The organism is Microbacterium sp. NPDC060132, from assembly GCF_042729675.1.
Classification (GTDB): Bacteria; Actinomycetota; Actinomycetes; order Actinomycetales; family Microbacteriaceae; genus Microbacterium; species Microbacterium sufflavum.
In genome coordinates this window covers 2,444,428-2,468,153 of the sequence record NZ_JBHWXU010000001.1, presented here as the reverse complement: position 1 = coordinate 2,468,153, position 23,726 = coordinate 2,444,428, and the positions used below count along the sequence as shown (strand labels likewise).

20 protein-coding genes are annotated in these 23,726 nt (G+C 71.5%); 5 read left to right on the top strand and 15 right to left on the bottom strand.

All coding sequences use genetic code 11. From position 1 onward, the window contains the following. Positions 1-14: 14 nt before the first annotated feature. From ACFWCH_RS11915 to manA, 4 genes are all read right to left on the bottom strand, one after another. Positions 15-1,397, bottom strand: a complete 1,383-nt coding sequence (locus ACFWCH_RS11915) for a DUF5719 family protein (protein WP_378803580.1) — start codon at positions 1,395-1,397, stop codon at positions 15-17. Next, positions 1,394-4,414: a glycosyltransferase gene (locus ACFWCH_RS11910; RefSeq protein ID WP_378803579.1), complete on the bottom strand. Its 3,021-nt coding sequence runs from the start codon at positions 4,412-4,414 to the stop codon at positions 1,394-1,396. The genes ACFWCH_RS11915 and ACFWCH_RS11910 overlap by 4 nt, the downstream gene beginning before the upstream one ends. Positions 4,415-4,496: 82 nt before the next feature. After that, positions 4,497-4,814, bottom strand: coding sequence for a WhiB family transcriptional regulator (locus ACFWCH_RS11905; protein WP_136029858.1), 318 nt, complete (start codon positions 4,812-4,814; stop codon positions 4,497-4,499). A 150-nt stretch (positions 4,815-4,964) separates the two neighbouring features. Beyond that, positions 4,965-6,092: a mannose-6-phosphate isomerase, class I gene (manA, locus tag ACFWCH_RS11900; protein ID WP_247638605.1), complete on the bottom strand. Its 1,128-nt coding sequence runs from the start codon at positions 6,090-6,092 to the stop codon at positions 4,965-4,967. Between the two features lie 68 nt (positions 6,093-6,160). Here manA and ACFWCH_RS11895 point away from each other — a divergent pair, with 68 nt between their 5' ends. Together ACFWCH_RS11895 and ACFWCH_RS11890 are read left to right on the top strand one after the other, a co-directional pair. Continuing rightward, complete coding sequence (locus ACFWCH_RS11895) at positions 6,161-7,576, top strand: O-antigen ligase (protein WP_136029863.1); 1,416 nt, start codon at positions 6,161-6,163, stop codon at positions 7,574-7,576. Then, entirely contained in the window at positions 7,573-8,871 is a 1,299-nt protein-coding gene (locus ACFWCH_RS11890; RefSeq protein WP_136029864.1) for an O-antigen ligase family protein, read from the top strand. The genes ACFWCH_RS11895 and ACFWCH_RS11890 overlap by 4 nt, the downstream gene beginning before the upstream one ends. 15 nt (positions 8,872-8,886) lie before the next feature. Here the strand turns inward: ACFWCH_RS11890 and galE are convergent, their stop codons facing one another. Then, the gene (galE, locus tag ACFWCH_RS11885) at positions 8,887-9,876 is read right to left on the bottom strand and encodes a UDP-glucose 4-epimerase GalE (protein ID WP_136029866.1); all 990 of its coding nucleotides are present in this window, start codon (positions 9,874-9,876) and stop codon (positions 8,887-8,889) included. 148 nt (positions 9,877-10,024) lie between these two features. On the opposite strand from galE, the gene ACFWCH_RS11880 reads away from it, so the two are divergent. From ACFWCH_RS11880 to ACFWCH_RS11870, 3 genes are read left to right on the top strand one after another with little or no spacing between them, the layout of a single operon-like run. Further along, positions 10,025-11,935, top strand: coding sequence for a glycosyltransferase (locus ACFWCH_RS11880; RefSeq protein ID WP_378803578.1), 1,911 nt, complete (start codon positions 10,025-10,027; stop codon positions 11,933-11,935). Further along, a complete protein-coding gene (locus ACFWCH_RS11875; protein ID WP_136029870.1) occupies positions 11,932-12,894 on the top strand; it encodes a glycosyltransferase in 963 nt (320 codons plus the stop codon). The genes ACFWCH_RS11880 and ACFWCH_RS11875 overlap by 4 nt, the downstream gene beginning before the upstream one ends. A gap of 1 nt (position 12,895) precedes the next feature. Then, a complete protein-coding gene (locus ACFWCH_RS11870) occupies positions 12,896-13,504 on the top strand; it encodes a hypothetical protein (protein ID WP_247981498.1) in 609 nt (202 codons plus the stop codon). Positions 13,505-13,543: 39 nt separating this feature from the next. Here ACFWCH_RS11870 and ACFWCH_RS11865 read toward each other — a convergent pair whose 3' ends face one another. From ACFWCH_RS11865 to ACFWCH_RS11820, 10 genes are read right to left on the bottom strand one after another with little or no spacing between them, the layout of a single operon-like run. Then, the gene (locus ACFWCH_RS11865; RefSeq protein ID WP_136029875.1) at positions 13,544-14,278 is read right to left on the bottom strand and encodes an ABC transporter ATP-binding protein; all 735 of its coding nucleotides are present in this window, start codon (positions 14,276-14,278) and stop codon (positions 13,544-13,546) included. Further along, entirely contained in the window at positions 14,278-14,814 is a 537-nt protein-coding gene (locus ACFWCH_RS11860; RefSeq protein WP_247638603.1) for an NUDIX hydrolase, read from the bottom strand. Before ACFWCH_RS11860 ends, ACFWCH_RS11865 begins: the two co-directional genes overlap by 1 nt. Beyond that, positions 14,811-15,917 (bottom strand): hypothetical protein, encoded by a 1,107-nt coding sequence (locus ACFWCH_RS11855; protein WP_168387290.1) that lies wholly within the window; start codon positions 15,915-15,917, stop codon positions 14,811-14,813. The genes ACFWCH_RS11860 and ACFWCH_RS11855 overlap by 4 nt, the downstream gene beginning before the upstream one ends. Continuing rightward, complete coding sequence (locus ACFWCH_RS11850) at positions 15,917-16,708, bottom strand: ABC transporter permease (protein ID WP_136029877.1); 792 nt, start codon at positions 16,706-16,708, stop codon at positions 15,917-15,919. Before ACFWCH_RS11850 ends, ACFWCH_RS11855 begins: the two co-directional genes overlap by 1 nt. Before the next feature lie 10 nt (positions 16,709-16,718). Then, on the bottom strand, positions 16,719-17,855 hold the full coding sequence (glf, locus tag ACFWCH_RS11845; RefSeq protein ID WP_136029879.1) for a UDP-galactopyranose mutase: 1,137 nt from the start codon (positions 17,853-17,855) through the stop codon (positions 16,719-16,721). 59 nt (positions 17,856-17,914) lie between these two features. Beyond that, positions 17,915-19,225, bottom strand: a complete 1,311-nt coding sequence (locus ACFWCH_RS11840) for a nucleotide sugar dehydrogenase (protein WP_378803577.1) — start codon at positions 19,223-19,225, stop codon at positions 17,915-17,917. Between the two features lie 49 nt (positions 19,226-19,274). Continuing rightward, entirely contained in the window at positions 19,275-20,339 is a 1,065-nt protein-coding gene (wecB, locus tag ACFWCH_RS11835) for a non-hydrolyzing UDP-N-acetylglucosamine 2-epimerase (protein ID WP_378803576.1), read from the bottom strand. Between the two features lie 28 nt (positions 20,340-20,367). Beyond that, positions 20,368-21,546, bottom strand: coding sequence for a hypothetical protein (locus ACFWCH_RS11830; protein WP_378803575.1), 1,179 nt, complete (start codon positions 21,544-21,546; stop codon positions 20,368-20,370). Then, the gene (locus tag ACFWCH_RS11825; RefSeq protein WP_366626882.1) at positions 21,539-22,708 is read right to left on the bottom strand and encodes a glycosyltransferase family 1 protein; all 1,170 of its coding nucleotides are present in this window, start codon (positions 22,706-22,708) and stop codon (positions 21,539-21,541) included. Before ACFWCH_RS11825 ends, ACFWCH_RS11830 begins: the two co-directional genes overlap by 8 nt. Further along, the gene (locus tag ACFWCH_RS11820) at positions 22,705-23,712 is read right to left on the bottom strand and encodes a ketoacyl-ACP synthase III (protein ID WP_206251487.1); all 1,008 of its coding nucleotides are present in this window, start codon (positions 23,710-23,712) and stop codon (positions 22,705-22,707) included. Before ACFWCH_RS11820 ends, ACFWCH_RS11825 begins: the two co-directional genes overlap by 4 nt. Positions 23,713-23,726: the final 14 nt, after the last annotated feature.

Sequence of the window (23,726 nt, the reverse complement as noted above, 5' to 3'; positions counted from 1 at the left end):
GCCCCGTCCCGGGGTCAGGGGTAGACCGTGATCGACTTCTCCACGCCGGGCGACGGCGGCACCGGCAGCACGCCGAGCGCACCGGCCGCGGTCAGGGTCACCGCGGCGTGCACGGGTCCGGTGGTGCGCAGCAGATAGGTCGTCCGCGCGGTCACGTCGATACCGCGGGTCTGCCCCGCCGGCACCGACACCTCCTGCGGCTGACCGCCGTCGATCGGCTCGACCGTGACGGTCGCGTCCTCGTCGCCCGTGTTGGCGAGCTGCAGCCGCGGGGCGGGACCGGCGGGCACGGCGACCGCGGCCTGGTCGTCGAGCTGGGCGGCCGGAGTCACCCACGCGAAGTCGGTGTCGCGTCCGAAGCCGTCCTGCTGGCGGACGGCGGCGACGACCGGGGCCTCCGCCTCGATCTCCACGGTGTAGCGTCCCGGCTCGAGCCCGCTGAGCGCGACCTGCGCGGGGACGTCGGGGTCGAGCGGGACGGAGAACTCGTCCGTCGTCGGCGAGGAGCCCTCGCTGTGCACCGTGACCTTCGCCATGGCGTCGGCGCCGGGTGCCAGCAGCCGCAGCACGGTCATGTCGGCCTCGTCGCCGTCGGACGTGAACGTCTGGACCCCCGTGATGACCACGTTCTGCTGCGCGCCGGCCACGGCCTCCTGCAGGTCGATGCCGGCGGGGTCGAGCACGCGCACGAGCGACGACTGCAGGACGGCGCGCACCGGAGCCCCGACCGCGCTCACCTTGACGACCGGCGCCTCGTTGCCGGCGGCGATCGAGGTCAGCGGAAGAGCGGTCTGCGTGCGCGCCGGGATGATGACGGTGCGGCCGCCGCGCGTCTCGCCGTACACGGTGAGGGTGACGGTGGACGGCACCTCGGCCGCGTTGGTGAGGATGACGATGTCCTCGGTGCCGGTGCCCACCGCACCGCCGACGAGCCAGGACTCCAGGCGCGGCACCGTGCACGGGGTGGCCGCGAAGCCCGCCAGGTCGTCCGCGGCGAGGGTGAACGACTCGGCGCCCGCGATGAGCGGAGCCGTGCGGCCCTCCACGGCGCCGGTGAGCACGGAGACCTCGTCGCCGTCGGCGAGGTCGGGCGTCGCCACTCCCGACGAGGCCGGATCTCCCGACGTACCGCCGGTGGTGAGCGTGGGGGCTGCCGCCGCTGTCATGTCGAGCGGTGCGGACGAGTCGCGTCCGAGCGCCCGGAAGTCGCCGTTGCAGACCAGCACGCTGTCGCCGGGCAGCGGAGTGACCTGCTCCTGCGCCGGCTCGTGCGCCACGGTGGGCCAGGGTGCGTGCACGGCCGCGACGACCCCGATCACGCAGGCGGCGGCGACGGCCACGCCCGTCACGACGCGGGCGCTGGTCGCGGCGACCCGGAATGCGCGGTTGCCGCTCATCGGCGCTCCTCCTCGGGCTGCGGTGCGGGCGTGTCGTCGTCCGGCCCCGCGGTGTCCGCGGGCCCGACCTCGGCCTCGGGAACCGGTTCGGCGATGGGCGCCAAGGCCTCGTCCGTCAGAGCCGGTTCGTCCTGCGGATCCTCGACCGCGCCGACGGGCGGGTCCTCCACGACCGCGGCCGGGAGATCCTCGGCGTGACGCGGCAGCACCATCGGCTCCTCCGGCGCCCGCCCGACGATGCGCGACTGCGCCCTGGCGGCACGCCGCGACGCCCTGGTCGGGATGGACAGCAGCAGCGCGGCCAGCACCACGAGCAGCTGCAGGGTGATCACGAGCCGCGCCGTGCCCTCCTGCGCCGCGGTGAGCGACGCCGGTGCCGCGGCGTCGCCCTCGAGCCGCCACAGCACTCCGCGCTCGGTGGTGCCCGCGTGGACGAGACCCGGGCGCTGGTCGATCGCGGCGATCGAGGCCGTGCGCAGCGCACGGGCCCGGTCGCCCTCGCCCGCGACCTGGGCGATCAGCACGTAGCTGATGCCCTCCGCGGCGAGTTCGGCCGGTGCATCGAAGTCGCGGGCGGAGATCAGGTCGACCGCGAGCGTGCCGGTGTCGGTGCCCTGGGGCTCGACGGCGGTCGAGAGCATGGTGGTCTGGGCCCCGAGGGTCTCGCTGGCTCCGCGGACCACCTCGACCGCGAGTCCGCCGTCGTTCTGCGGGGTGAGGATGAGCGTCGAGATCGCGCGGTCGCCCGCCGCCTGCGCGGCCACGTAGGCGGGCAGCGTCGACTCCGGCCCGTTGGTGAGCACGGATCGATCGGTGTGGAACGCGGTGAGGGCGGGCAGGGCACACACCAGGAGCGCGGCCGCCGTGACGGTGGTCGCCACGGTGCGCAGCCGCGGCAGCGGGAGCGCCGTGTCGAGCGTGACGGTCGCCGCGCCGAGCACTCCGATCCACGCGAGGCTGAGCCCCGTGCCCGGCCAGATCGGCACGGGGGTGCCCTGCGCGAACGAGACGCTGACGCCGACCGCGAGGAAGGCCGTCGCGACACCGGCGACGGCGACCACCAGCAGCGTGATGCCCGCGCGCCACCGCGGTGAGACGGCCGAGGCGAGGGCGAGCAGCGCGAGCGGTGCGCACAGGAGGGCCGCCCACGTGCCGAGACCGCCGGGCGCGACGGTCGCCCAGCCCGCGAGGTCGGTCGTCGGGAAGCCGAGGGCGATCGCGAGGCGGCCGACCGCGTCTGCTCCGGCCTGCGGTGCCGCCCACGTGAGTCCCGGGTCGGCGAGCAGTGCCAGGGGCGTGCCGTGCAGAAGCTGCCAGGAGATCAACGGCCCGAACAGCACGGCCGTGGGCAGCGGGAGCCACAGCAGACGACCGGCGCCGCGGAACTGGGCCGTGCCGATCACGATGCCCAGCGTCACGAGCCACAGCAGAGCGAGCGCGGGGGCGAGCGAGGGCGCACAGGCGAGCACCGCGGCCAGCAGCAGCGAGGCGCTGCCCGCGGCACCCCACGAGCGGTGCGCGACGACCGCGGAGTGGAACAGCCACGGCAGCAGGAGGTGGGCGAGCACCGCGGCGGGGCGGCCGTCGACGAGCGCGGTGAGGAACGTGGGTGCCAGCGCCCAGGCGATCCCGGCGAAGATCCGCAGTCCGGCGCGATCAGTCACACGGGTCGCGGCGAACCACCCGCCGAGCACCGCCAGGGGCAGCGCCAGGATCCACAGCAGCACGAGGGTGAACGAGGGGCCGGCCGGCCACAGCGAGCCGAGCACCGCGACCACGGCGGCGAAGGGATCGGCGGGGCCGACCACGTCGACGCCCAGTCCGCGGGTGCCCCAGGCCGCGTCGCCCCACAGCGCCGCGACGGTCTGGCGCAGCGGCAGCAGGCCACCGCCCCCGATGGCCGGCCAGGCGAGCAGCGTGGTGAAGGAGGCGATGCCCACGACCAGGGCGGCCAGCACGACCCATGCGCCGCCGCCGGAGAAGAAGCGCAGCTCGCTCACCGCGCCGTGCTCGCTGCCGTGCCCGTCGTCGAGCCGTCGGCGCAGTTGCGCCGAGGTCACCCGGAGCGGGGCGATGCTGGCCCAGGAGGACGTGCGGAAGGCCCGGATGCGTGCGCGCGAGCGGGCGACGGCCCCGAATCGCAGCATCGCGGCCAGCGCGGCGCCCCACTCGGGCAGCACGGCCTCGGGTCGCTTGCCGATCAGGTGCGTGATCGACCGCCACAGCGCGAGCGGCAGCAGAGACAGCCAGTGCAGCGGCACGGCCGGAAGGGGCGCATAGGCCAGACGGCGGTGCAGCTGCGCGAGGCGCGTGACGTACGCGCGGCGGGAGCGCCCGGAGGGCAGGGCGGCGGGGCCGTCCGGCGCGGCGGAGACCCGGGCGCTCGGCGCGAGCACGACGCGCCCGCCGCCCAGGCGCGCGCGCACCCCGAGGTCGAGTCCTTCGTCGGCGCCCGCGAGTGCCGGGTCGGGCCGCAGCGCGTCGCGCACCTCCCCGCGGATCAGCAGGCCGCGGATGTCGGCGCCGAGCGCATCGTCCATGCGGTCGTGCTGGCCCTGGTCGAGCTCCCCGGCGGCGAGCTCGACCGATCGGCCGAGCGCGGTCATGCTCACACCGAGTGACACGATCTCCCGGTCGTTGTCGGTGGCCACGACCTTGGGGGCGACGATCGCGGCGGACGGCGAGCGCTCCAGCGTGCCGACGAGTCGTTCGAGCGCCCGCGGGTGGGGGGCGGTGTCCTGGGCCAGCAGCCAGATCGCAGACCCCTCCGGCACCCGAGGCCTGGCGAGATCGATCGCCTCCGCGAACGAGGTCGACGGCCGCGCCTCGATGATGCCCTCCACCGTGTTCGCGACGGCTTCGCTCTCGCGAGCGGTCGCCGCATCCCCGCACAGGACGAGCGTGACGGCGTCGGGGGCGAGCGTCTGGGATCGCACGGCGTCGAGTGTGCGGAGCAGCTGCGCGCGGGCCGAGGGGCCGGGGCGCGCGACGATGATGGCGTGAACTCGGGCTGGCATGACGTGGTCAGCCTATGCGCGCGATCGTCGGCGTCGGGTCAGGGACCCCGGCGCGCCCGCGAAGCCGCGCGGCGTGATCGCCTCAGCTGGCGCGGCGCTTGAGCTTGCGGCGCTCGCGCTCGGAGAGACCGCCCCAGATGCCGAAGCGCTCGTCGTTGCTCAGCGCGTACTCGAGGCATTCGCCACGGACGTCGCACGCGGTGCAGATGCGCTTGGCGTCTCGCGTCGAGCCGCCCTTCTCGGGGAAGAAGGCCTCCGGGTCGGTCTGCGAGCAGAGCGCGTCGCTCTGCCAGGCGAGGGCGTTGTCGTCGTCCGGGTCGGACCGGCGAACCCCGGGAACACCGAGGTTGACCGGATCGACGAACCAGTTCTCCGGCACATCGGAACGGTAACCCGTCATGTCGACCTCCAACCCTTCAAAAACCGCCCCCCTGGCGGGCCGTGCTCACCTAATTACACCGGTGTGATTCGCTCGGGTCAAGTCGCGGATCGTAAACCCTCAACGGATTCTTGAAGGTTCATGGACGCCCGTCGGCGTGTCGCGGTCGTGTCAGCGCCCGGGCGTCGCCACGAACGCCTCGCCCGCACCACCGAGGGTGAGCGTGCGCTCCTCGGCGTCCGCGAACACCGCCGTGCCGACCGCCGCCGTGAGCTCCTCCCCCGTCGCCGTGGCCACCCGCACCGCACCCGAGGTCGCGAGCACCATCGTCGGGCCGTCCACCGCGAGCGTCACCGGCTCGCCGTCCAGCGCGACCCGCCGCAGCGCGAAGTCCGGCACGGGCACCGGGTACTCGGTGATCGCCTGGCCGTCCTGCGGACGCAGCACCGGCACCTCGCCCGTCGTCGTGTCGAGGATGTGCAGCAGCTCGGCGACGTCGATGCGCTTCGGGGTCAGTCCGCCGCGCAGCACGTTGTCGCTCGCCGCCATGATCTCCACACCGAGACCGGAGAGATAGGCGTGCAGCAGCCCGGCCCGCAGGAACACGCCCTCACCGCGGCGCAGCACGACGTGGTTCATCAGCAGCGCCACCACCACGCCGGGGTCGCCAGGGTAGTGCCCCGCGATGCCGGCGACCGCCCGCACCGTCTCGGTCCACTCCCCCGCCTCGCCCGCGGCCGCGGCGATCACGGCGGCCGTGATCTCGTCGACCTCCGCCTGGGCGTCGCCGCCGAGCAGCCAGCCGATCGCGGAGCCCAGCGGGTCGGACTCCTGCTGGAGGAGCTCCCGGAGCCGGGAAACCCCCGGTCCCGGCGCGAGCGTGTCGAGGAGCCGGAGCGACTCGGCGACGGGGCGCAGTCCGCTCAGCGACTCGAAGCGCTCGCTCAGCGCGACGATGAGCTCGGGCTTGTGGTTGTCGTCCCGGTAGTTGCGCTCGGGGTCGTCGAGGGGCCGTGCGCTCTCCTTCGCCCACCCGGCCTTCGCCTGCTCGATCGTCGGATGCACCTGGATCGACAGCGGGCTCCCGGCTGCGAGCAGCTTCAGCAGGTAGGGCAGGGTGCCGCCCGTGACGCGGTCGAGCGTGCCGTCGCCCACGACCTCCGCCGGGTCGCCGGGGTGGTCGCCGAACCACACCTCGGCCTCCGGTGCGCCCGTCGGGGTGCGCCCCTCCAGATCGGCCAGCAGGGTCTCGGATCCCCAGGCGTAGTCGCGGGGGGCGTTCGTGAGCGCGAGCAGCATGCCCCCAGCGTAGAGCCCCGCTGCGGCGCTCAGGATCGCCGCGCGTCCGTCGCGGTAGCCTGAACGCGATGGCCCAGTACACCAAGCACCCGGTGGCCCCCCTTCCCACCGCGCCGGAGCGCGAGTCGACGGGGCACCTGCTGCTGCGCGGGTACGTCATCCTCGTGCTCTTCGTGGCCTTCGCGCACTCCGCCGTCTACAACCTGCTCGGCGTGGTCGGCGCCGCCGCCGTGCTGGGACTCTTCACCGTCGCGACCCTCGCGATCGGCATCCCGATGCTCGCGCGTCGTCGTCCGCAGCCCTTCCGCTGGCGACGCCTGCCGTGGGCCGCGCTGGGCTACACCGCACTCGCGCTGGTGTCCGTGGCATGGTCGCAGTGGCGCGGGCCGACGATCGCGACCGGGCTGCTGCTCGCCGCGGTCACCGTGAACGGCCTCTTCATCGCGCACGTGCTCACCTGGCACGAGATCGTGCGCGCGCTGTCCTCCGCCTTCAAGTGGATCCTCGGACTGTCGCTCGCCCTCGAGCTGTGGGTGTCCCTCGTGCTGCACGGCCCCCTGCTGCCGAACTTCGTCGACCTGCCGGACGGCGAGATCGACCCGCAGTGGTACTGGGTGCGCGACAACCTGTTCGACGGTGGCCGCATCCAGGGCATCGTGGGCAACGCGAACCTGCTCGCGATCGTGTCGCTGTTCGCTCTCATCACGTTCGGCGTGCTGTTCGCGGCACGGGCGCGGTGGCGCACCACCCTCGCGCTGTGGATGATCCTCGCGGCCTACTTCCTGCTGCGCACCTCCTCCGCCACGGCGCTGGTGTGCGCGGGCGCCGCTGTGGTGGTGCTGGTGGTGGCACTGGTCATGCGGCGGGCGTCGACCCCGAGCGCCCGCACGCGCGTGTACGTCGTCGCCATCGGCTCGACCGTGATCGTCGGGGCCGCCGTCTGGCTGCTGCGCGGGCCCCTGCTGTCGCTCCTCGGCCGCAGCGCCGACCTGACCGGGCGCTCGGAGAAGATCTGGACCAAGGTCCTGGAGCGCGCGGGCGAGCACCCCCTGTTCGGCAACGGCTTCTCCAGCCCGTGGGTGCCGAGCGATCCCGCGTTCGACCACTGGATCGTCGACCACGGCATCACGGTGTTCCACGCGCACAACATGTGGCTCGACGTGCTGCTGCAGCTGGGCGTGCTCGGCGTCGTGCTGATGGCCGTCGCCTACGGCAGCCTGCTGTGGCGCTCCTGGTTCTTCGCGGTCGACCGTCCGCGGTGGGACCTCGACGCGCACCGACCGTTCTCGCCGATCACCCTGCTGCCGAGCCTCTACACCATCGTGCTGCTCGTGCAGGGCCTGACCGAGTCCACGCCGATCATGCTGTGGGGCTGGCTGCTGCTGGTCCTGTTGTCGTTCAAGCTGAAGTCCGTGCCGCTCGTGGGCGTGGGTGAGCGCGACCTCGTGTTCGAGCGCGGGACGACGCAGCGGCGGGTGCCGTGACGCCGGGTCGCACGATCACCCGGCTCCTCGGGTCGGCGGAGTTCGCGCGGGCCTTCACGCTTGCGGTGCTGCTGGCGGTGTTCGGCTCGTTCCTGATCGAGCGGATGACGTCTCCCGTCACCCTCGCCACGATCGTCACGCTGCTCTGCGTGCTGGGAGCCGCGATCCTCTGGGTGCGCCGCGAGGAGCTGTCGCTGCTGCGCCTCGCGCCCTCGTCGCTGATCGCGTTCCTCGGCTGGGCACTGGTGAGCCTGGTGTGGACGACCGATCGTTCGGACACGTTCTTCGGCTGGCTCTCCCTGCTGGGCTTCGCGTTCCTCGCCATCACGGTCGGCCACATCCGCGACACCCTCCAGACCGTGCGGGCGCTGGGCGACGCGCTGCGGGTGCTCCTGACGCTCTCGCTGGGCGTGGAGATCCTGTCCGGCGTGCTGCTCGACATCCCGTTCTCGTTCCTCGGCGTGCAGGGCGACCTCGCGCTCGGCGGACCGGTGCAGGGCGTCTTCGGCAGCCGCAACATGCTCGGCTTCATCGCCGTGATCGCGCTGATCACCTTCGTGATCGAGTGGCGCACGCAGTCGGTGGACCCGCCGCTCGCGGTCGTGTCGATCGCCCTCGCCGGCGGGCTGGCGTTCCTGTCCTCCTCGCCGACGGTGCTCGTCCTGGCGGTGGCGGTCGGCATCGTGACGGTGGCGCTCACGATCGTGCGGCACACCTCCCCCGCGCGTCGCACCATGGTCCAGTGGGGCCTCGGGGCGCTGGTCGCCCTCGCCCTGGCGGTGGCGTTCGCGCTGCGGCACCAGATCATCGCGCTGCTGGACGCCGGCTCCGATTTCTCGATGCGGGCGACCCTGTGGAACATGATCCTCGACTTCGTGTCGATCAAGCCGATCACGGGGTGGGGCTGGTTCGGCGACTGGGCTCGCGGGGAGTATCCGTTCACGTTCATCAACTTCCAGCTGGGCGAGCACCACCAGAGCGCGCTGAACGCGTTCTTCGATGTGCTGCTGCAGCTCGGCACGGCCGGCCTCGTGCTGTTCCTGCTGCTGGGAGGAGTCGCCCTCATCCGCTCCTGGCTGGTGGCGAGCGTGCGCCGATCCGTGGTCTACGCGTGGACGCCGATCACGCTCGTGACGCTCGCCGTCGATTCGATGTTCGAGAGCTTCACGCTGGTGGGTGCCGGCTGGTTCCTGCTCGTGCTGTGCGCCCTGCGCGCCGGGCAGTCCCGCTCATGGCGCGAGAACATCGACGCCGCGCACACCGGGGCCATCCCGACCCTCCGCCCCCAGGGCTAGGGTCCGCGCCGGAAGTCAGCGCAGCGAGCGGAGCTTCTCCGACCAGGCCAGTGCATCGCGCACACCGTCGTCGACCGAGCGCTCGGCGCGCCAGTCCAGCACCGCGGCGGCACGGTCGACGATCGCGTACGCGCCCGCCTGGTCGCCCGGGCGTCGGCCGGTCTCGACCACCGGCAGCACCTCGCCCGTGACCCGCTCGAACGCCTGCACGAGCTCGCGCACCGTGACGCCGTCGCCCGTGCCCAGGTTGATCACCTGGTACGGCTCGTCGGGCGTGGCCACGCGGTCGAACCGCTGCACCGCGGCGACGTGCGCGAGAGCCAGGTCCCAGACGTGCACGTAGTCGCGCAGCCCGGAGCCGTCGCGCGTGGCCCAGTCGGTGCCGGTGATGGTGAAGGGCTCGCCCGAGGCGTGCGCCTGCATGATCTTGCCCAGCGCGTGCGAGGGCGTGGGGTTCTGCAGCCCCGTGCGCAGGCGGGGGTCGGCGCCGATCGGGTTGAAGTAGCGCAGCGCGATCGCCCGGAAGTCGCCGGCGGCCGCTGCGTCGGCGAGGATCTGCTCCACCATGGCCTTGGTGGTCGCGTAGGGGCTCGCGGGCGCCAGGGCACCGCTCTCGTCGACGCCGTCACCCGACTCCCCCGCGTACACCGAGGCCGAGGAGCTGAACACGACGCGCGGGACACCCGCGTCGCGCAGCCGCTGCAGCAGCACGATCGTCTTGCCCACGTTGCTGTCGTAGTAGCCCAGGGGGTCGGCGACCGACTCCGGCACGACCACGCGCGCCGCGCAGTGGACGACGGCGTCGATGTCGGGGTGGTCGGCCAGCAGCCGGTCCAGCACCGCGTGATCGGCGATGTCGCCGACGTAGAGGTTGCGTCCGTCGCCGAACACCTCGAGCCCCTTGGAGAGGTCGTCGAGCACGACGACCTCGATCCCGGCCTCGATGCATGCCGTCGCCACGGTCGATCCGATGTAGCCGGCGCCGCCGGTGATCAGTACCTTCATCGCGGTCAGTCTAACCAGGCGGGCTGGGCGCGACCGGGGAGGCTCTCCGCGGATCCCGAGGTGACGAACGGTAGGCTACTCACTGCTCGTCGAGTCGCGCGCTGCCCACCGGCGGCGTCCCGCGACACCAACATCGGAGAACCTCCCTGTGGCCCACGTCCTTCAGAATGTCGTCTTCCCGCTCGATCGCGACCCCGACCTGCTCCCGCTCTACGCCGACCCCGAGACCTGGTCCGTGATCGAGAACGAGCCCGTCCGGGTGTCCAACAGGGCGCACCTGGGCAACATCCTCGGCCGTCACCGTGCGCGCATCGTCGCCGGTCGCCGCGTCTCCCTCGGCACCTACTTCAACGCCTTCCCCGCGTCGTACTGGCAGCACTGGACGAGCGTGCGCGAGGTGCAGCTCACGGTCCGCACGACCGGACCCGCCACGATCCTCGTCTACCGCTCGAACGGCAGCGGCGTGCGCCAGCGGGTCGCCACACGCGAGGTCACCGGAGAGGCCACGACGTCGTTCGACCTGGCGCTGACGCAGTACAGCGACGGCGGATGGATCTGGTTCGACGTGGTCGCCGACGAGAAGCCTGCCGTGCTGGAGGGCGCCGAGTGGACCACCGAGCACGAGCCGGCCCGCACCGGCAAGGCCTCGCTCGGGATCACCACGTTCAACAAGCCCGACTACTGCGTCGAGACGCTGCGCGCCCTGGCCGCCTCGCCCGATGCCCTCGAGTTCGTCGACCGCATCTTCCTCGTCGACCAGGGCACGCAGCTGGTCCAGGAGCAGGACGGCTACGACGACGTCGCCGAACGCCTCGGCGAGACCCTGCGGGTGATCCGGCAGCCGAACCTGGGCGGCTCCGGCGGCTTCGCCAGGGCGATGCACGAAACGCTGCAGCGCCCGGAGAGCGACTTCGTGCAGCTGCTCGACGACGACGTGCGCCTGGAGCCGGAGTCGCTGCGCCGGTCGATCGTGTTCGGACAGTACGCGACCACGCCCGTGCTGGTGGGCGGCCACATGTTCGATCTGCTCGACCGGCCCAAGCTGCACGGGTGGGCCGAGGTGGTCGACCAGGCGCCGTTCATGTGGCGCAACCTGTACCAGGAGCAGATGCCGCACGACTTCGGGGTGTCGAACCTGCGCCAGTCGACGCTGCTGCACATGCGCATGGACGCCGACTACAACGGCTGGTGGATGTGCCTCATCCCGGTCGAGGCGGTCCGTGCGGTCGGCCTCGCCCTCCCCGCGTTCATCAAATGGGACGACGCGGAGTTCTGCCTGCGCGCCGGGGAGGCCGGATTCCCCACCGTCTCGATGCCGGGCGTCGCCCTGTGGCACGTCTCCTGGGTGAACAAGGACGACACGATCGACTGGCAGGCCTACTTCCATGCCAGGAACCGCATCGTGGCCGGGCTCCTGCACTCGGAGGTCCCGCGCGGAGGTCGCCTGCTCCGGCACAGCCGGCGCGTCGACCTCAAGCACCTGATGATGATGCAGTACTACCCGGTCGCCCTCCGTGCCAGGGCGCTGCGCGACGTGCTGTCGGGGCCGGAGCACATGCGCCGGAACATCCGTACCGCGATGCCCGCCGCGCGGGCCCTCGCCGCCGAGTTCCCCGAGACCGTGGTGCACCGCGACCCGTCGCGCGTGCTCTACTCGCGTCGCGGGCGCCAGGTGTACAAGCAGGTGTCGAAGAACGACCTCGACAACCCGACCGGTCTGCGGCTGCGCTGGTTCACGCTGACCACGCTGGTGTCGCACTGGATGCACCGTCCGCACCCGGCGAACGTCGTGCAGCCGGAGGCCGAGTTCGGCAAGGAGGATGCCCAGTGGTGGCGCGTCCCCTCCTTCGACAGCGTGCTGGTGAGCACGGCCGACGGCTCCGGAAAGAACATCTACACGCGCGACCGCCGCCAGTACCGCCGCATGCTGCGCGAGAGCGTCCGGCTGCACGCCGAGCTCCGGCGCCGGTGGCCGGAGCTGCGGGCGCGCTACCGCGAGGCGATGCCCGATCTCGTCTCCCCCCAGTCCTGGCAGCAGATCTTCGAGGAGAAGGCATGACCGCGGCCCCCGCTGCATTCGACCCCACCGCAGCGACCATCGTCATCGTCACCTTCAACCGTTCGCACCTGTTGTCCGGGCTGCTCACCAGCATCACCGCGATGGACCCGAAGCCGGGCCGCGTGGTCATCATCGACAACGCGTCGGCCGACGACACCACCGACGTGGTCGAGTCGTTCCGTGACGACATCGGCACCGAGATCGTGTACCGGCGCCTGCAGACGAACACGGGCGGGTCCGGAGGCTTCAGCGAGGGCATGCGCACCGCGTACGAGCTCGGGTCCGAGTGGATCTGGATGATGGACGACGACGTGGAGGTGCTGCCGGACGGCCTCGCCAGGATGGGCCGCTGGGCGCCGCGCTTCAAGAGCATCCAGGGCCGCCGGTACGACTACGACGGCAGCGAGTTCTACTGGCAGTACCGCATCGCCGAGCGCATGGGCATCCCGATCCCGTTCGCCCCGGCCGGCTTCGACGAGTCGGGCTACAAGCACATGAACAGCGGCTGCTTCGAGGGCATGTTCATCCACCGCTCGATCGTGCAGCAGATCGGGCTCCCCGACCCGCGGTTCTTCATCTACTGGGACGACCAGATGTACGGCTGGCTGGCCTCGCGCCTGACCACCGCGGTCATCGTGGACGAGTTCGTGCTGCGTCGCACGCGCGAGATCAAGCAGTGGGACATGGGCATCCGGCACATGAACGCGTCGAGCAACGCCTACCGGTACTACATCATGCGCAACCGCGGCTTCATCAAGCAGTACTACCGCGTCCACGGCGTGTACAACCCTGTGCTGTTCGGCCTCGGCACCGCGGCGACGTTCGCGAAGGAGCTCATCCGGCTCGTCTTCGTCGAGCGCACGGTGCGGGGCACGAGCAACCTGTTCCGCGGGATCCGCGACGGCGGCCGCGTGGGCCGCGACCGGTCGTGGCAGCCGATGACCCCTCTGGAGGCATGACGTGACCGATCCGCAGGAACCGCAGCCGGAGCTCCGCTGGGCCCCGCTTCCGCCCACCCCTGAGCGCAAGGGGCGGGTGTGGCTGATCGTCGGCCTCTCGGTGCTCGCCCTCGCGATCATCGGTGCCCTGCTGTTCTTCCTCCTGCCTCGCGGAGACGGCCCGACGCCCGGACCGAGCGCCTCGCCCTCGCCGAGCTCGACCCCCACGCCGACCGCGACGCCGACGCCCACGGCCACGCCGACGGCGGGCCCGCAGCCGAGCCAGACGCCGATCGTGACGCAGCCGCCGGTCGTCGACCCCACCGTGGAGGCTTTCCGCGGACAGGTCTCCGGGCCGCTGGCCGACGCGCTGCGCGGGCTCGACATCGTCGCGGGCGCGAGTGGTCAGGACGCACTGCCCGTGGTGGACACACTGCAGGAAGACGCGCGACGCCTGTCCGACCTCCCGGCACCGTCGTCGATCGCGGACAGCTGGCGCGACGGCACCGCCTCGTACACGCAGCGGCTCAGCGAGCTGCGGACGGCGATCACCGACGGCGGGAACACCGCCGGCGCGGTCGATGCCGCGCGCACGGCGGCGCAGAGCCTGCGGAGCCTCGTCGGCCTCTGAGCCCCGGCGACCTCGCCCCGACCGTGCGGGCGTGGAGGCTCAGACCGCGTAGTCGGCGTTGTAGCGGTCGAGCACCTCGCCGATCGGTGCGTCCAGCGCGAGCGCGCCCTTGTCGAGGTACAGCCCGCGCGTGCAGAACCGGCGCAGGTCGCGCTCGTTGTGGCTCACGAAGAACAGCGTGCGCCCCTCCGCGAGCAGCTCGTCGATGCGTTTGTAGCACTTGTCGCGGAACGCCTTGTCACCGACGGCGAGGACCTCGTCGACGAGGAGGATCGGCTCGTCGAGCTGTGACACGACAGAGAACGCCAGCCGCACCTTCATGCCGTTGGAGAGGTGCTTGTAGGGCGTCTCCTCGAAGCCGGCGAGCTCGGCGAACGCGATGATGTCGTCGTAGCGGCGCGAGACCTCGTCGCGCGACATGCCGTGGAGACCCGCGGTGAGACGCACGTTCTCCCGCACCGTCAGATCACCGACGAAACCGCCGGTGATCTCGATGAGCGGCGCCACGCCTCCGTTGACATGCACCGACCCCTCATCGGGGAGCAGCACGCCGGCGACCAAGCGCAGCAGCGTCGACTTCCCCTGTCCATTGCGGCCGACCACACCGATCGACTCCCCCGGCTGCACCGTGAACGAGACGTCGCGCAACGCCCAGAACTCGCCGGGGCGCGAACGGCGCGATGCCCCGCTGAACAGGTCCTTGAAGCTGCGCCGCCCCCTCCGGTTGCGGCGGAAACGGACGCCGAGCCCCTGTACCTCGATTGCCGCGGACATCACAGCTCCCCCCTCGATGAGAGGACGGCGATGGCCGCGAGCGTGTGGGCATCACGGATCGTCCCGTCCTGCACGGCATGCGCCAGTTCCGCGAGCGGCAGCCAGCGCCGGTCGGAGACTTCCCCGTCCGGCACGGTCGCCGGCGCGTCCTGGTCGATGCGGCACTCCACGACGGCGACCTCCTGAGGGAAGATCGACGAGTCGGTCACGTACGACCCCAGCACCTGCGGGTCGCGGCCGCGCAGGCCGGTCTCCTCCCGCAGCTCTCTGAGGGCGGTCTCGGCGGCCGTCTCATCGGCTTCTCCCGCCCCGCGAGGGAGCTCCCAGAGCTCGGCCTCCGCGGCTTCCCGGGCGCTCAGCACGAGCAGCAGCCGATCCGCGTCGCGGGCCACGATCACCGCTCCTGCTCGCCCGTCGGAGACGACGAGGCGGTGGTGCGTGTAGGCGGACCCGTCGGCGGCGCGCCGCGCGGCGGCCTCGAGCCGCACCGGGAGCCCGTCGGAGCTCGCGTACACCGGGGTGAATCCATCGGTCATGAGCGCGCTCCCCTGTGCAGGACGAACCGTGCCTGCGGATCGCGGACGAGAAGCTCCCTGAGGGCACCGAGCGAGTCGAAGGGCACGGTCGTGGCGATGGCGCCGACGAAGGCCACCCAGGTCCAGACGTTGTCCACGGAGCCGAGCCCGAGGCCTGGCACGGCGAGGGCGACCACGCAGAGCGCGATGACGAGCTTCGCGATCGACGTCAGCAGCACGAAGCCCCGCGACGACACGGCCGTCACCTGGGTGGCCGCAAAAGCGAGCCCGCGCATGCGCGACCACGTCGGCCGCTCGCGCAGGCGGTGCCGCTGACGATGAGAGGCGTCCCAGGCGACCGCGATCGTGGCGGGGGTGGACTCCCGCGCCCACGCGACCAGCGTCGTCGACAGCGGCAGCTCCACGTCGTGCGCGGCGCGAGCGAGGTGCCCGTCGGCCTCGGCGCCGAACGTCACCCAGTCCGCTCCCGCGTTCTCCGCGATCATGCGCAGGTACGCGTCGCCCCACCAGCGACGCACCGCCTCCCGATCGGCCTCCGCGAGCGGGAGCGCCTCGATGCGCTGCCACGCCACGCTGCGGAACCGCACCTCGTCGAGTCGCGCGTCGGCGATCACGCGCAGCGCCTCCGGCGACGAGGCCGGCGGAGTGCCCGTGCGCAAGGGTGCGTCGCCACCCGTCTGCTGCTCGTACCGGATGATCCCCGTCTCGACGAACCGCAGCCATTCGTCCCACCCGCGGCGGACCTCCGCCGGGATCCCGACCGCACCGCGCAGAGCGGGAAGCGACCAGTGGAACGCGTCGTTCGCGAGCCGAGCATCCAGACCTTCGCGCAGCGTCGGGTGCACGCCCGTGATCGTGAGGGGATACCGTCCCGGCGTCGCGCCGAGCTCCCGCATGACACCGTCCGGACCCAGCGTCAGGAAGTACGCCCCGTCGAGCAGCATGGCGTCGGTCACCAGGATCTCGCTGGAGACGAGCATGCCGATCCGGAGCATCCCCGTCAGCTCGGTGATCGCCTCCCGCGCATCGGCAGCCCCGTCGAAGAGCGCCGCCTGGGCGGGCGCGTCGAGCTCAGCGATGAGCACGCGTGCAGCCGCAGACATCACAGTTCCTTCAGCACCGGGCGCTCGAGGCTCCGGAACGTCCACACGCCGAGCGCCAGGATGACCACGCACATCACGACGCTCACGATCACCGGCATCGGGTCCCACAGATCGGGGAAGAAGCCCACGCGGTAGAGCGTGAAGATCCCGGCGAGCGGGTTGAACGCCCCGATCACGTCGAAGGGCGCCGGGAGGTCTTCGAAGCTGTAGATGACGGGCGAGGCGTAGAACAGCGCGCGGAGGATCAGCGCCGTCGTCCGCTCCAGATCCGTGTACAGCACGCACAGCGGCGCGACCAGCAGACCGAGCCCGACCAGCAGCATGATCTGCAGGAGGAGCGCGACCGGGAACCACAGCAGCATCACGTTCACCGTGGCTCCGCTGAACACCGCGAACAGCACCAGCACGGGGATCGAGAACAGGAACTCGATGCCCTTGCTCAGCACGATGCGGTTGACCCAGATCGACCGCGGGATCGCCGTCGAGCGCACGAGACGCGAATCCTTCTTGAACGCCCTCGTAAAATCCGACACCGAGGTGTTGAACCACACCCACGGCAGCAGCGCCACGATGAGGAACACGATGTACGGGTCCTCGCCCACGCTCCGATGGAACACCTGCGTGAACACGAACCAGTAGATGGCGCTCATCACCAGCGGATCTAGCACCGACCACAGGTAGCCGAGGGCGCTCGTCGCGTACCGCACCTTCAGGTCGCGGGCGGACAGCAGCCACAGCGAATGCAGATAGCGCCGGGGCGTCCCGGGCGCCCCGACAGCAGCGTGACTCACGGTTCCGAGTCTAGGAGAGAGTGTTGTTCCAGAGCGACAGCGCCGACCCGATGGCCATGTGCATGTCGAGGTACTGGTACGTGCCCAGACGCCCGCCGAAGTGCACGTCCTTCTCGCCCTTCGCCAGCTCGCGGTAGGCCAGCAGCCCCTCGCGGTCGGTCGGCGTGTTCACCGGGTAGTAGGGCTCGTCCTCGCGCTCGGCGAAGCGGGAGAACTCGCGCATGATGACGGTCTTGTCGGAGTCGTAGACGTCTTTGCGCTCCGGGTGGAAGTGCTTGAACTCGTGGATGCGCGTGTAGGGCACGTCCATGTCGGGGTAGTTCATGACGCTGGTGCCCTGGAAGTCGCGGACGTTCAGCACCTCCTGCTCGAAGTCGAGCGTGCGCCAGCTCAGGGCGCCCTCCGCATAGTCGAAGTAGCGGTCGACCGGCCCCGTGTAGACCACGGGCACCTGGCCGACGGTCGCCCTCTTGTTCAGCGGCTGCGCCTCGTCGAAGTAGTCGACGCCGAGCTTCACCTCGATGCGGGGGTGGTCCGCCATGCGCTCGAGCCACGCGGTGTACCCGTCGGTCGGCAGTCCCTCCCACGTGTCGTTGAAGTAACGGTTGTCGTACGTGTAGCGCACGGGCAGGCGGCTGATGATGTCGCCGGACAGCTTCTGCGGGTCGGTCTGCCACTGCTTGGCGGTGTAGTCGCGGAAGAACGCCTCGAACAGCGGACGGCCGACGAGCGCGATGCCCTTCTCCTCGAAGTTCGCGGCGGACTTCACGTCGAACTCCCCCGCCTGCTCCTTCACCAGAGCACGCGCCTGGTCCGGCGTGTAGGCCGCCTGGAAGAACTGGTTGATCGTGCCCAGGTTCACCGGCATCGGGAACACGGTGCCCTTGTGGGTCGTGTAGACCCGGTGCACGTAGTTCGTGAACGTGGTGAAGCGGTTGACGTACTCCCACACGGTCGCGTTCGACGTGTGGAACAGGTGCGCCCCGTAGCGGTGCACCTCGATCCCCGTCTCGGGTTCCGCCTCACTGTAGGCGTTGCCGCCGATGTGGGGGCGGCGGTCGATGACGGTCACCTTGCGGCCGGCTTCCGCGGCACGCTCAGCGATGGTGAGGCCGAAGAAACCCGACCCGACGACGAGAAGATCCATGCCTCAATCGTATCGGCGCGCGGCTGGGAGCTTCAGCCGCGGCGCCCGGTCGCGGGTCGTCAGACCGTGGCGGAGGCGCGGCCGGCGCCGACGACCATGCGCGGCGTGCCGGCCCAGGCCTCCGCGTCGGTCACGGCGCGGCCGTCGACCAGGAGCCGCACGCCCGGCAGCTGGACGGGACGGAGCGTGCGGTACTCGGCGTGATCGGTCTGCACGATCGCGAGGTCGACGCCCTCCCCGAGCGCGTAGGGCTCGAGTCCCAGGGCGCGCAGCTCGTCGTCCGTGTACAGCGGGTCGTGCACGCGCACCTCGGCGCCACGGCGTCGCAGTGCCTCGACGGTGGGGAAGACACCGGAGAACGCGGTCTCCTTCACCCCGCCGCGGTACGCCGCGCCCAGCACGACCGCCCGGAGTCCGGACAGGTCGCCGAGCATGCCCTCGGCCTGAGCCACCAGGCGCTCTGGCATCGACTCGTTGAACACGCGCGCCGTGCGCACGATGTCGGCGTCGGGGTCGGTCGACAGGTACAGCTTGGGGTAGACCGGGATGCAGTGGCCGCCCACCGCGATGCCGGGGCGGTGGATGTGACTGAAGACCTGCGAGTTGCACGCCTCGATCACCTGGTACACGTCGATGCCGTTGGCACCCGCGAAGAGGGCGAACTGGTTCGCCAGGCCGATGTTCACGTCGCGGTAGGTGGTCTCGGCGAGCTTGGCCATCTCGGCCGCCTCGGCGCTCTGCAGGTCCCACACCCCGTTCGTGCGCGGCAGGTCGGGACGCTCGTCGAAGTCGAGCACCGACTCGTAGAACGCGACGGCGCGGCGGGCCCCCTCGTCGGAGAGCGCGCCGATCAGCTTGGGGTACTTGCGCAGGTCGGCGAAGATCCGCCCCGAGAACACACGCTCCGGGGAGAACACCACGTGGAAGTCCTCCCCCTCGCGCAGCCCGGAGACCTCCTCGAGCAGGGGCTTCCAGCGGCCGCGCGTCACCCCGACCGGCAGCGTGGTCTCGTACGACACCAGCGTGCCGGGGGTCAGGTGCTCGGCGAGCGAGCGGGTGGCCGCGTCCATCCACCCGAACTCGGGCTCCGCGGTCTCCTCGTTCACGAACAGCGGCACGACCACGACCACGGCATCAGCCCCGGGGATCGCCTCCGCGTAGTCGGTCGTCGCCCGCAGCCGTCCGGCCTCGAGCGCCGCCGTCAGCTTCTCCTGCAGCTGCGCCTCGCCGGGGAACGGCTCGACGCCCCGGTTGACGCTGTCGACGAGGGCCGCATTGACGTCGACCCCGACCACGTCGTGTCCCTTGCTGGCGAACTGGACGGCGAGGGGCAGGCCGATCTTTCCGAGGGCCACGACGGCGATACGCATGGGTTCGAGTATATTCCGGCGCGGGTACCCGGCTCCTCGCGGGTGGGCCTCAGCGACGCTCGGACAGCACCGCGATCACGCGCTCGGCGGCGTGCCCGTCGCCGTACGGTGCCGCGTCCGTGACCGCCGGTCGAGGACGCGTCACGGCCGCCGCGATCTCCTCGCGCGTGTTCGCGAGCACGTTCCAGCCCAGCTCCACCGTCTCGACCCACTCCGTCTCGGTGCGCACGGTCGTGCACGGCACGCGCAGCAGGAACGCCTCCTTCTGCAGCCCGCCCGAGTCGGTCACCACACCGGCACTCGCCGCCGCGGCCGCGATCAGGTCGGGGTAGGCGAGCGGCGGGCGGGAGGTGAGCGAGCCGCGGTCGAGGTCGATGCCGTGCGCGGCCGCCTTGGCCACCACGCGCGGGTGGGCCAGCAGCACGACGGGACGGTCGAGCCCCGCCAGGGCCTCGACCACCTGCCGCAGCCGCGCCGGGTCATCGGTGTTCTCGGCGCGGTGGATCGTCGCCAGGTAGTACTTCCCCTCGGCGGCGTCCAGGCGCTCCCCCTCGTCGGCGGCACGCCGGGCGACACGGTCGCGCACGTCGAACAGCACATCGGTCATCACATCGCCCACCAGCACGGTGCGCTCGGCCAGCCCTTCGCGCGTGAGGTGGTCGACGGCGACCTGCGTCGGTGCGAGAAGAAGGTCGGCGGCGTGGTCGGTCAGCACGCGGTTGTGCTCCTCCGGCATGCGACGGTTGAAGCTGCGCAGCCCCGCCTCCAGGTGCGCCACAGGGATGTGCAGCTTGACCGCGCTCAGCGCCGCCGCCACGGTCGAGTTCGTGTCGCCGTACACCAGCACCCAGTCGGGGCGGTGCTCGTCGAACACCGCGTCGAGGGCACCCAGCATCGCTCCGGTCTGCACGCCGTGCGAGCCGCTGCCCACGCCGAGGTGCACGTCGGGGGCGCCGATCCCCAGATCCTCGAAGAACACGTCAGACAGCAGCGGGTCGTAGTGCTGTCCGGTGTGCACGATCACGTGCTCCACCCCGGCCGCGCGGGCGGCATGGTGGATCGGGGCGAGCTTGACGAACTGGGGGCGCGCGCCGACGACGCTGACGATCTTCACGAGCATCTACTCTACGGAGCCCGGCGGCTCACGCGTCGAGGAACGGCCGCAGCGCCTCCGCCGACATCGTCCCGTCGTGCACCGCGCGCACGAACGCCGGCCCCGCGGCGGCTCGCGTCGCAGAGCGCGCGCGATTCGCGGCGACCTCGCGCAGCACGCTTTCCAGCTCCGCCGCCCTGGCCTGCACCACGGGGAGCTCGTGTCCGCTGGCCGCGCGCACCGCACCGCGGGTCTCGTCCGACACGTGGCTGACCACCAGGCGACCGGCCGCCAGTGCCTCGCACACCGCGACGCCGTAGGCACCGGCGAGGAACTGGTCGAGGACGACGTCGGCGCCGCCGTACAGCTCCGGCATCCGCTCGGCGGGGACGCCCCGCACCTCGGTGTAGTCGATGAGGCCCTCGGCCTCGAGCCGCTGCACGGCTGCGGCGATGCGGTCGCTGCCCTTCAGGCCGGCGCTCGACGGGGCGTGCACGACGCGCAGTGGCCCGTCGCCCGAGAGCGCAGGGCGGTTCCCCGCCGCGGCCCAGGATCGCGGATCCACCACGACGGGGAGCCAGGTGGCACCCGGCGCGAACGGCAGCAGATCCGGAGTCGAGACGAACACGGGCACCCCGGCGGCCTCTGCGAAGCGCGCGTGCCGCTCGGCGATCTCCTCGAGCACGGCTGTCCCGGCATAGCGATCACCGTGGAAGGGCGAGTCCGGCTCGCGCGCGGCGTGCGCACTCGGGAGACGGATGTCGCTCCCGTGCCACACGAGCGCCACGCGGACCCCCGCCGCCTGCAGCTCTCGCACCAGCTCCAGCGGGTCGCCGTCGAGCTCGGACAGGTGACGCCCGGATTCGATCAGCACGTGCGTGAAGCCCTGAAGGATCGCGCGGTGCTGCGCCCGGCGCCAGCGAGCGTTGCCGACCAGTGCCGTCGCGGGGATGAGGTGATCGGCGTGGAACCCGAACACGTCGTCACCCCCGCGGAACATGGCGCTGGCGGCGGCGACGCCGGGCAGCGTCTCGGCGGCGCGCGCCCACGCGTACCCCTGCCCCGCCGAGTTCACCGGCGCGATGAGCAGTCGCCGCGGGGCGTCGCGGGCCACGGTGACACCGGTCTCGCGGAACTGGCGCACGTGCCCGGGGAGCACGTACCCCGCGATCGACGAGGGCACGAGCTTCTGCGCGAGGCGATACGCCCGCGCCCCGACGTCAGGCACGGCCCGCCGAGCCGGCGACGATCTCCTCCACGGCCCGCGCCCACACCTCGACCTGCCGCTCCGCGGAGAGCGCATCGGCCGCCCGCATCGCGGCCTGCTTGAACCCGTCGACGCGCTCGGGGGTGAGCGCGTCGATGGTCGCGGCGATCGATGCCTCGTCGAAGCCGTCCGTGACGACGCCGAGGCCATGGTCGCGCACGATGCGCGCCATCTCGACCGACGGGCCGACAACGATGCCGAGGCGCGCCTGGACGTAGTCGAAGAACTTGTTCGGCAGTGCCATCACGTTGTTGGTGCTCACCGGCTGCAGGATGTGGATGCCGAGGTCGTACTCGTTGAGCGTCTCGATGAGCACGGACTGCGGCACGGGGTCGTGCACCGTGATCCGCGGCCCCAGCTCCTCGGCGAGCGCCACGAACTCGGAGCGCGTCTTCTCGGGCTGCCACGTGAGGTAGAGGTCGAAGGTGACCTCGACCGGGGACGCCGCCACCGCACGCATGATCTCGCCGAGGCTGCGCTCGTGGAACGGGTTGCCGCTGTGCACGAGCCGGATCGCGGAACCCACGGGACGGTACGGGAGGTCGCGCAGGTGCGTCGAGTTCGTCACCACCCCGGGCTGGAGGCCGTACTCGTGGTACCGCTTGGCGATCTCGCCGCCGACCGTCGTGGACGAGTGCGCCTGCGACACCAGGTGCTTCGTCATCCACGACCAGTAGCGCTGGTGCCGACGGCCGAGCGGCGTGTCCTCGAAGCCCATGTCCGGGAAGAACTCGTGCAGGTCGGCGTGCACGCGGTCGGCGCCGAAGAGCCGGCACGCGACGCCCACGGTCTCGGCGTCGTTGGCGATCACCGCGTCGAAGCGCCGCCCGCGCAGCAGGTGGATGGTCTCGAGCACACCGGGCGACTGGAAGTACATCCGGCGGAACCCCTCGGTCCGCCGCGCGAACTCGTCGCGCACCCTGGTCACGATGTCCTGCTTGGGCGGGAGGTCGCCACGGATCTCGACGTGCGTGACGCCGGGGTGCGGCGACGGTCCGGGCGAGCACGTCGTCACGTCGTACTCGTCGACGAAGCGGCGCACCTGCTTGATGACGCGCGGGTCACCGTCGATCGGCACGAAGGACAGGATGAGGAGCGTCGGGCGCGGGGCGGAGGCGCTCACCACGTCGCGACCAGCCCACCCCAGGAGAGACCGACACCGAAGCCGAGGAGCATCACGCGCATACCGGGCACCAGGGCGCCCTGGCGTTCGGCGTCGGCGAGCGCGATCGGGATGGTCGACGACACCGTGTTGCCGGACTCGGCGAGCGACACGAAGAACTTCTCGGCGGGCACCTTGAGCTTCTTGCGCAGGTGCTCGAGCATGAAGGCGTTCGCCTGGTGGAACACGAACAGGTCGATGTCGTCCTGCTCCAGCTGCGCCTTGGCGAGGATCTCCTCGACCGTCTCCGGCACCACGCGGAGGGTGAAGTTGAAAATGTCGGGGCCGTCCATGTACAGGTCGTAGCCCGAGGCGACGAGCTCCCGCACGGCCGTGTCCGCCTTCGGCTGGAGCGCAGCGCCCGCGCGCAGCCCGCCGTTCGGGACGATGAGGCTCTTGCCGCCCGAGCCGTCCGTGCCGTACGTCATGGCGGTGAGCGAGGTGTCGGAGCCGTCCGCGGTCACGAGGGTCGCGGCCGCGCCGTCGCCGAAGATCGTGCGCACGGACTTGTCGGCCGGGTTGATGAACTTCGTGTACGTGTCGGCCGTGACGACCAGGACGTTCGCCGCCTGGCCCGACTCGATCAGGCCCTTGGCGAGGCCCAGGGCGTAGATGTAGCCGGAGCAGCCGAGCGTGATGTCGGTCGCGCCCGCCGAGGTCGGGATGCCCAGGGCGTCCTGCACGATGCAGGCGGTCGAGGGGAGGTAGTAGTCGGGGCTCTGCGTGCAGAGGATCACGTAGTCGATCGACTGGGGGTCGATGCCCTCGCGCTCGAACAGACGCCGCGCGGCCGCGATGGCCAGGTCGGACGAGAACTCGTCGGGACCGGAGATGTGGCGGCGGTCGATCCCGGTCTTGCCGGAGATCTTCTCGACGCTCCACTCCGGGAACTCTCGGGAGAGATCCTCATTGCTGAGGACGGCCTCGGGCAGGTAGTAGTCGACGGCAGCGATGCGGGCACCCATGCCCCCAGTCTACG

Coding starts and splice junctions, on each gene's coding strand:
- ACFWCH_RS11915 (WP_378803580.1), bottom strand. CDS start 1,397: ATGAGCGGCAACCGCGCATTCCGGGTCGCCGCGACCAGCGCCCGCGTC.
- ACFWCH_RS11910 (WP_378803579.1), bottom strand. CDS start 4,414: ATGCCAGCCCGAGTTCACGCCATCATCGTCGCGCGCCCCGGCCCCTCG.
- ACFWCH_RS11905 (WP_136029858.1), bottom strand. CDS start 4,814: ATGACGGGTTACCGTTCCGATGTGCCGGAGAACTGGTTCGTCGATCCG.
- manA (WP_247638605.1), bottom strand. CDS start 6,092: ATGCTGCTCGCGCTCACGAACGCCCCCCGCGACTACGCCTGGGGATCC.
- ACFWCH_RS11895 (WP_136029863.1), top strand. CDS start 6,161: ATGGCCCAGTACACCAAGCACCCGGTGGCCCCCCTTCCCACCGCGCCG.
- galE (WP_136029866.1), bottom strand. CDS start 9,876: ATGAAGGTACTGATCACCGGCGGCGCCGGCTACATCGGATCGACCGTG.
- ACFWCH_RS11875 (WP_136029870.1), top strand. CDS start 11,932: ATGACCGCGGCCCCCGCTGCATTCGACCCCACCGCAGCGACCATCGTC.
- ACFWCH_RS11865 (WP_136029875.1), bottom strand. CDS start 14,278: ATGTCCGCGGCAATCGAGGTACAGGGGCTCGGCGTCCGTTTCCGCCGC.
- ACFWCH_RS11860 (WP_247638603.1), bottom strand. CDS start 14,814: ATGACCGATGGATTCACCCCGGTGTACGCGAGCTCCGACGGGCTCCCG.
- ACFWCH_RS11855 (WP_168387290.1), bottom strand. CDS start 15,917: ATGTCTGCGGCTGCACGCGTGCTCATCGCTGAGCTCGACGCGCCCGCC.
- glf (WP_136029879.1), bottom strand. CDS start 17,855: ATGGATCTTCTCGTCGTCGGGTCGGGTTTCTTCGGCCTCACCATCGCT.
- ACFWCH_RS11840 (WP_378803577.1), bottom strand. CDS start 19,225: ATGCGTATCGCCGTCGTGGCCCTCGGAAAGATCGGCCTGCCCCTCGCC.
- ACFWCH_RS11820 (WP_206251487.1), bottom strand. CDS start 23,712: ATGGGTGCCCGCATCGCTGCCGTCGACTACTACCTGCCCGAGGCCGTC.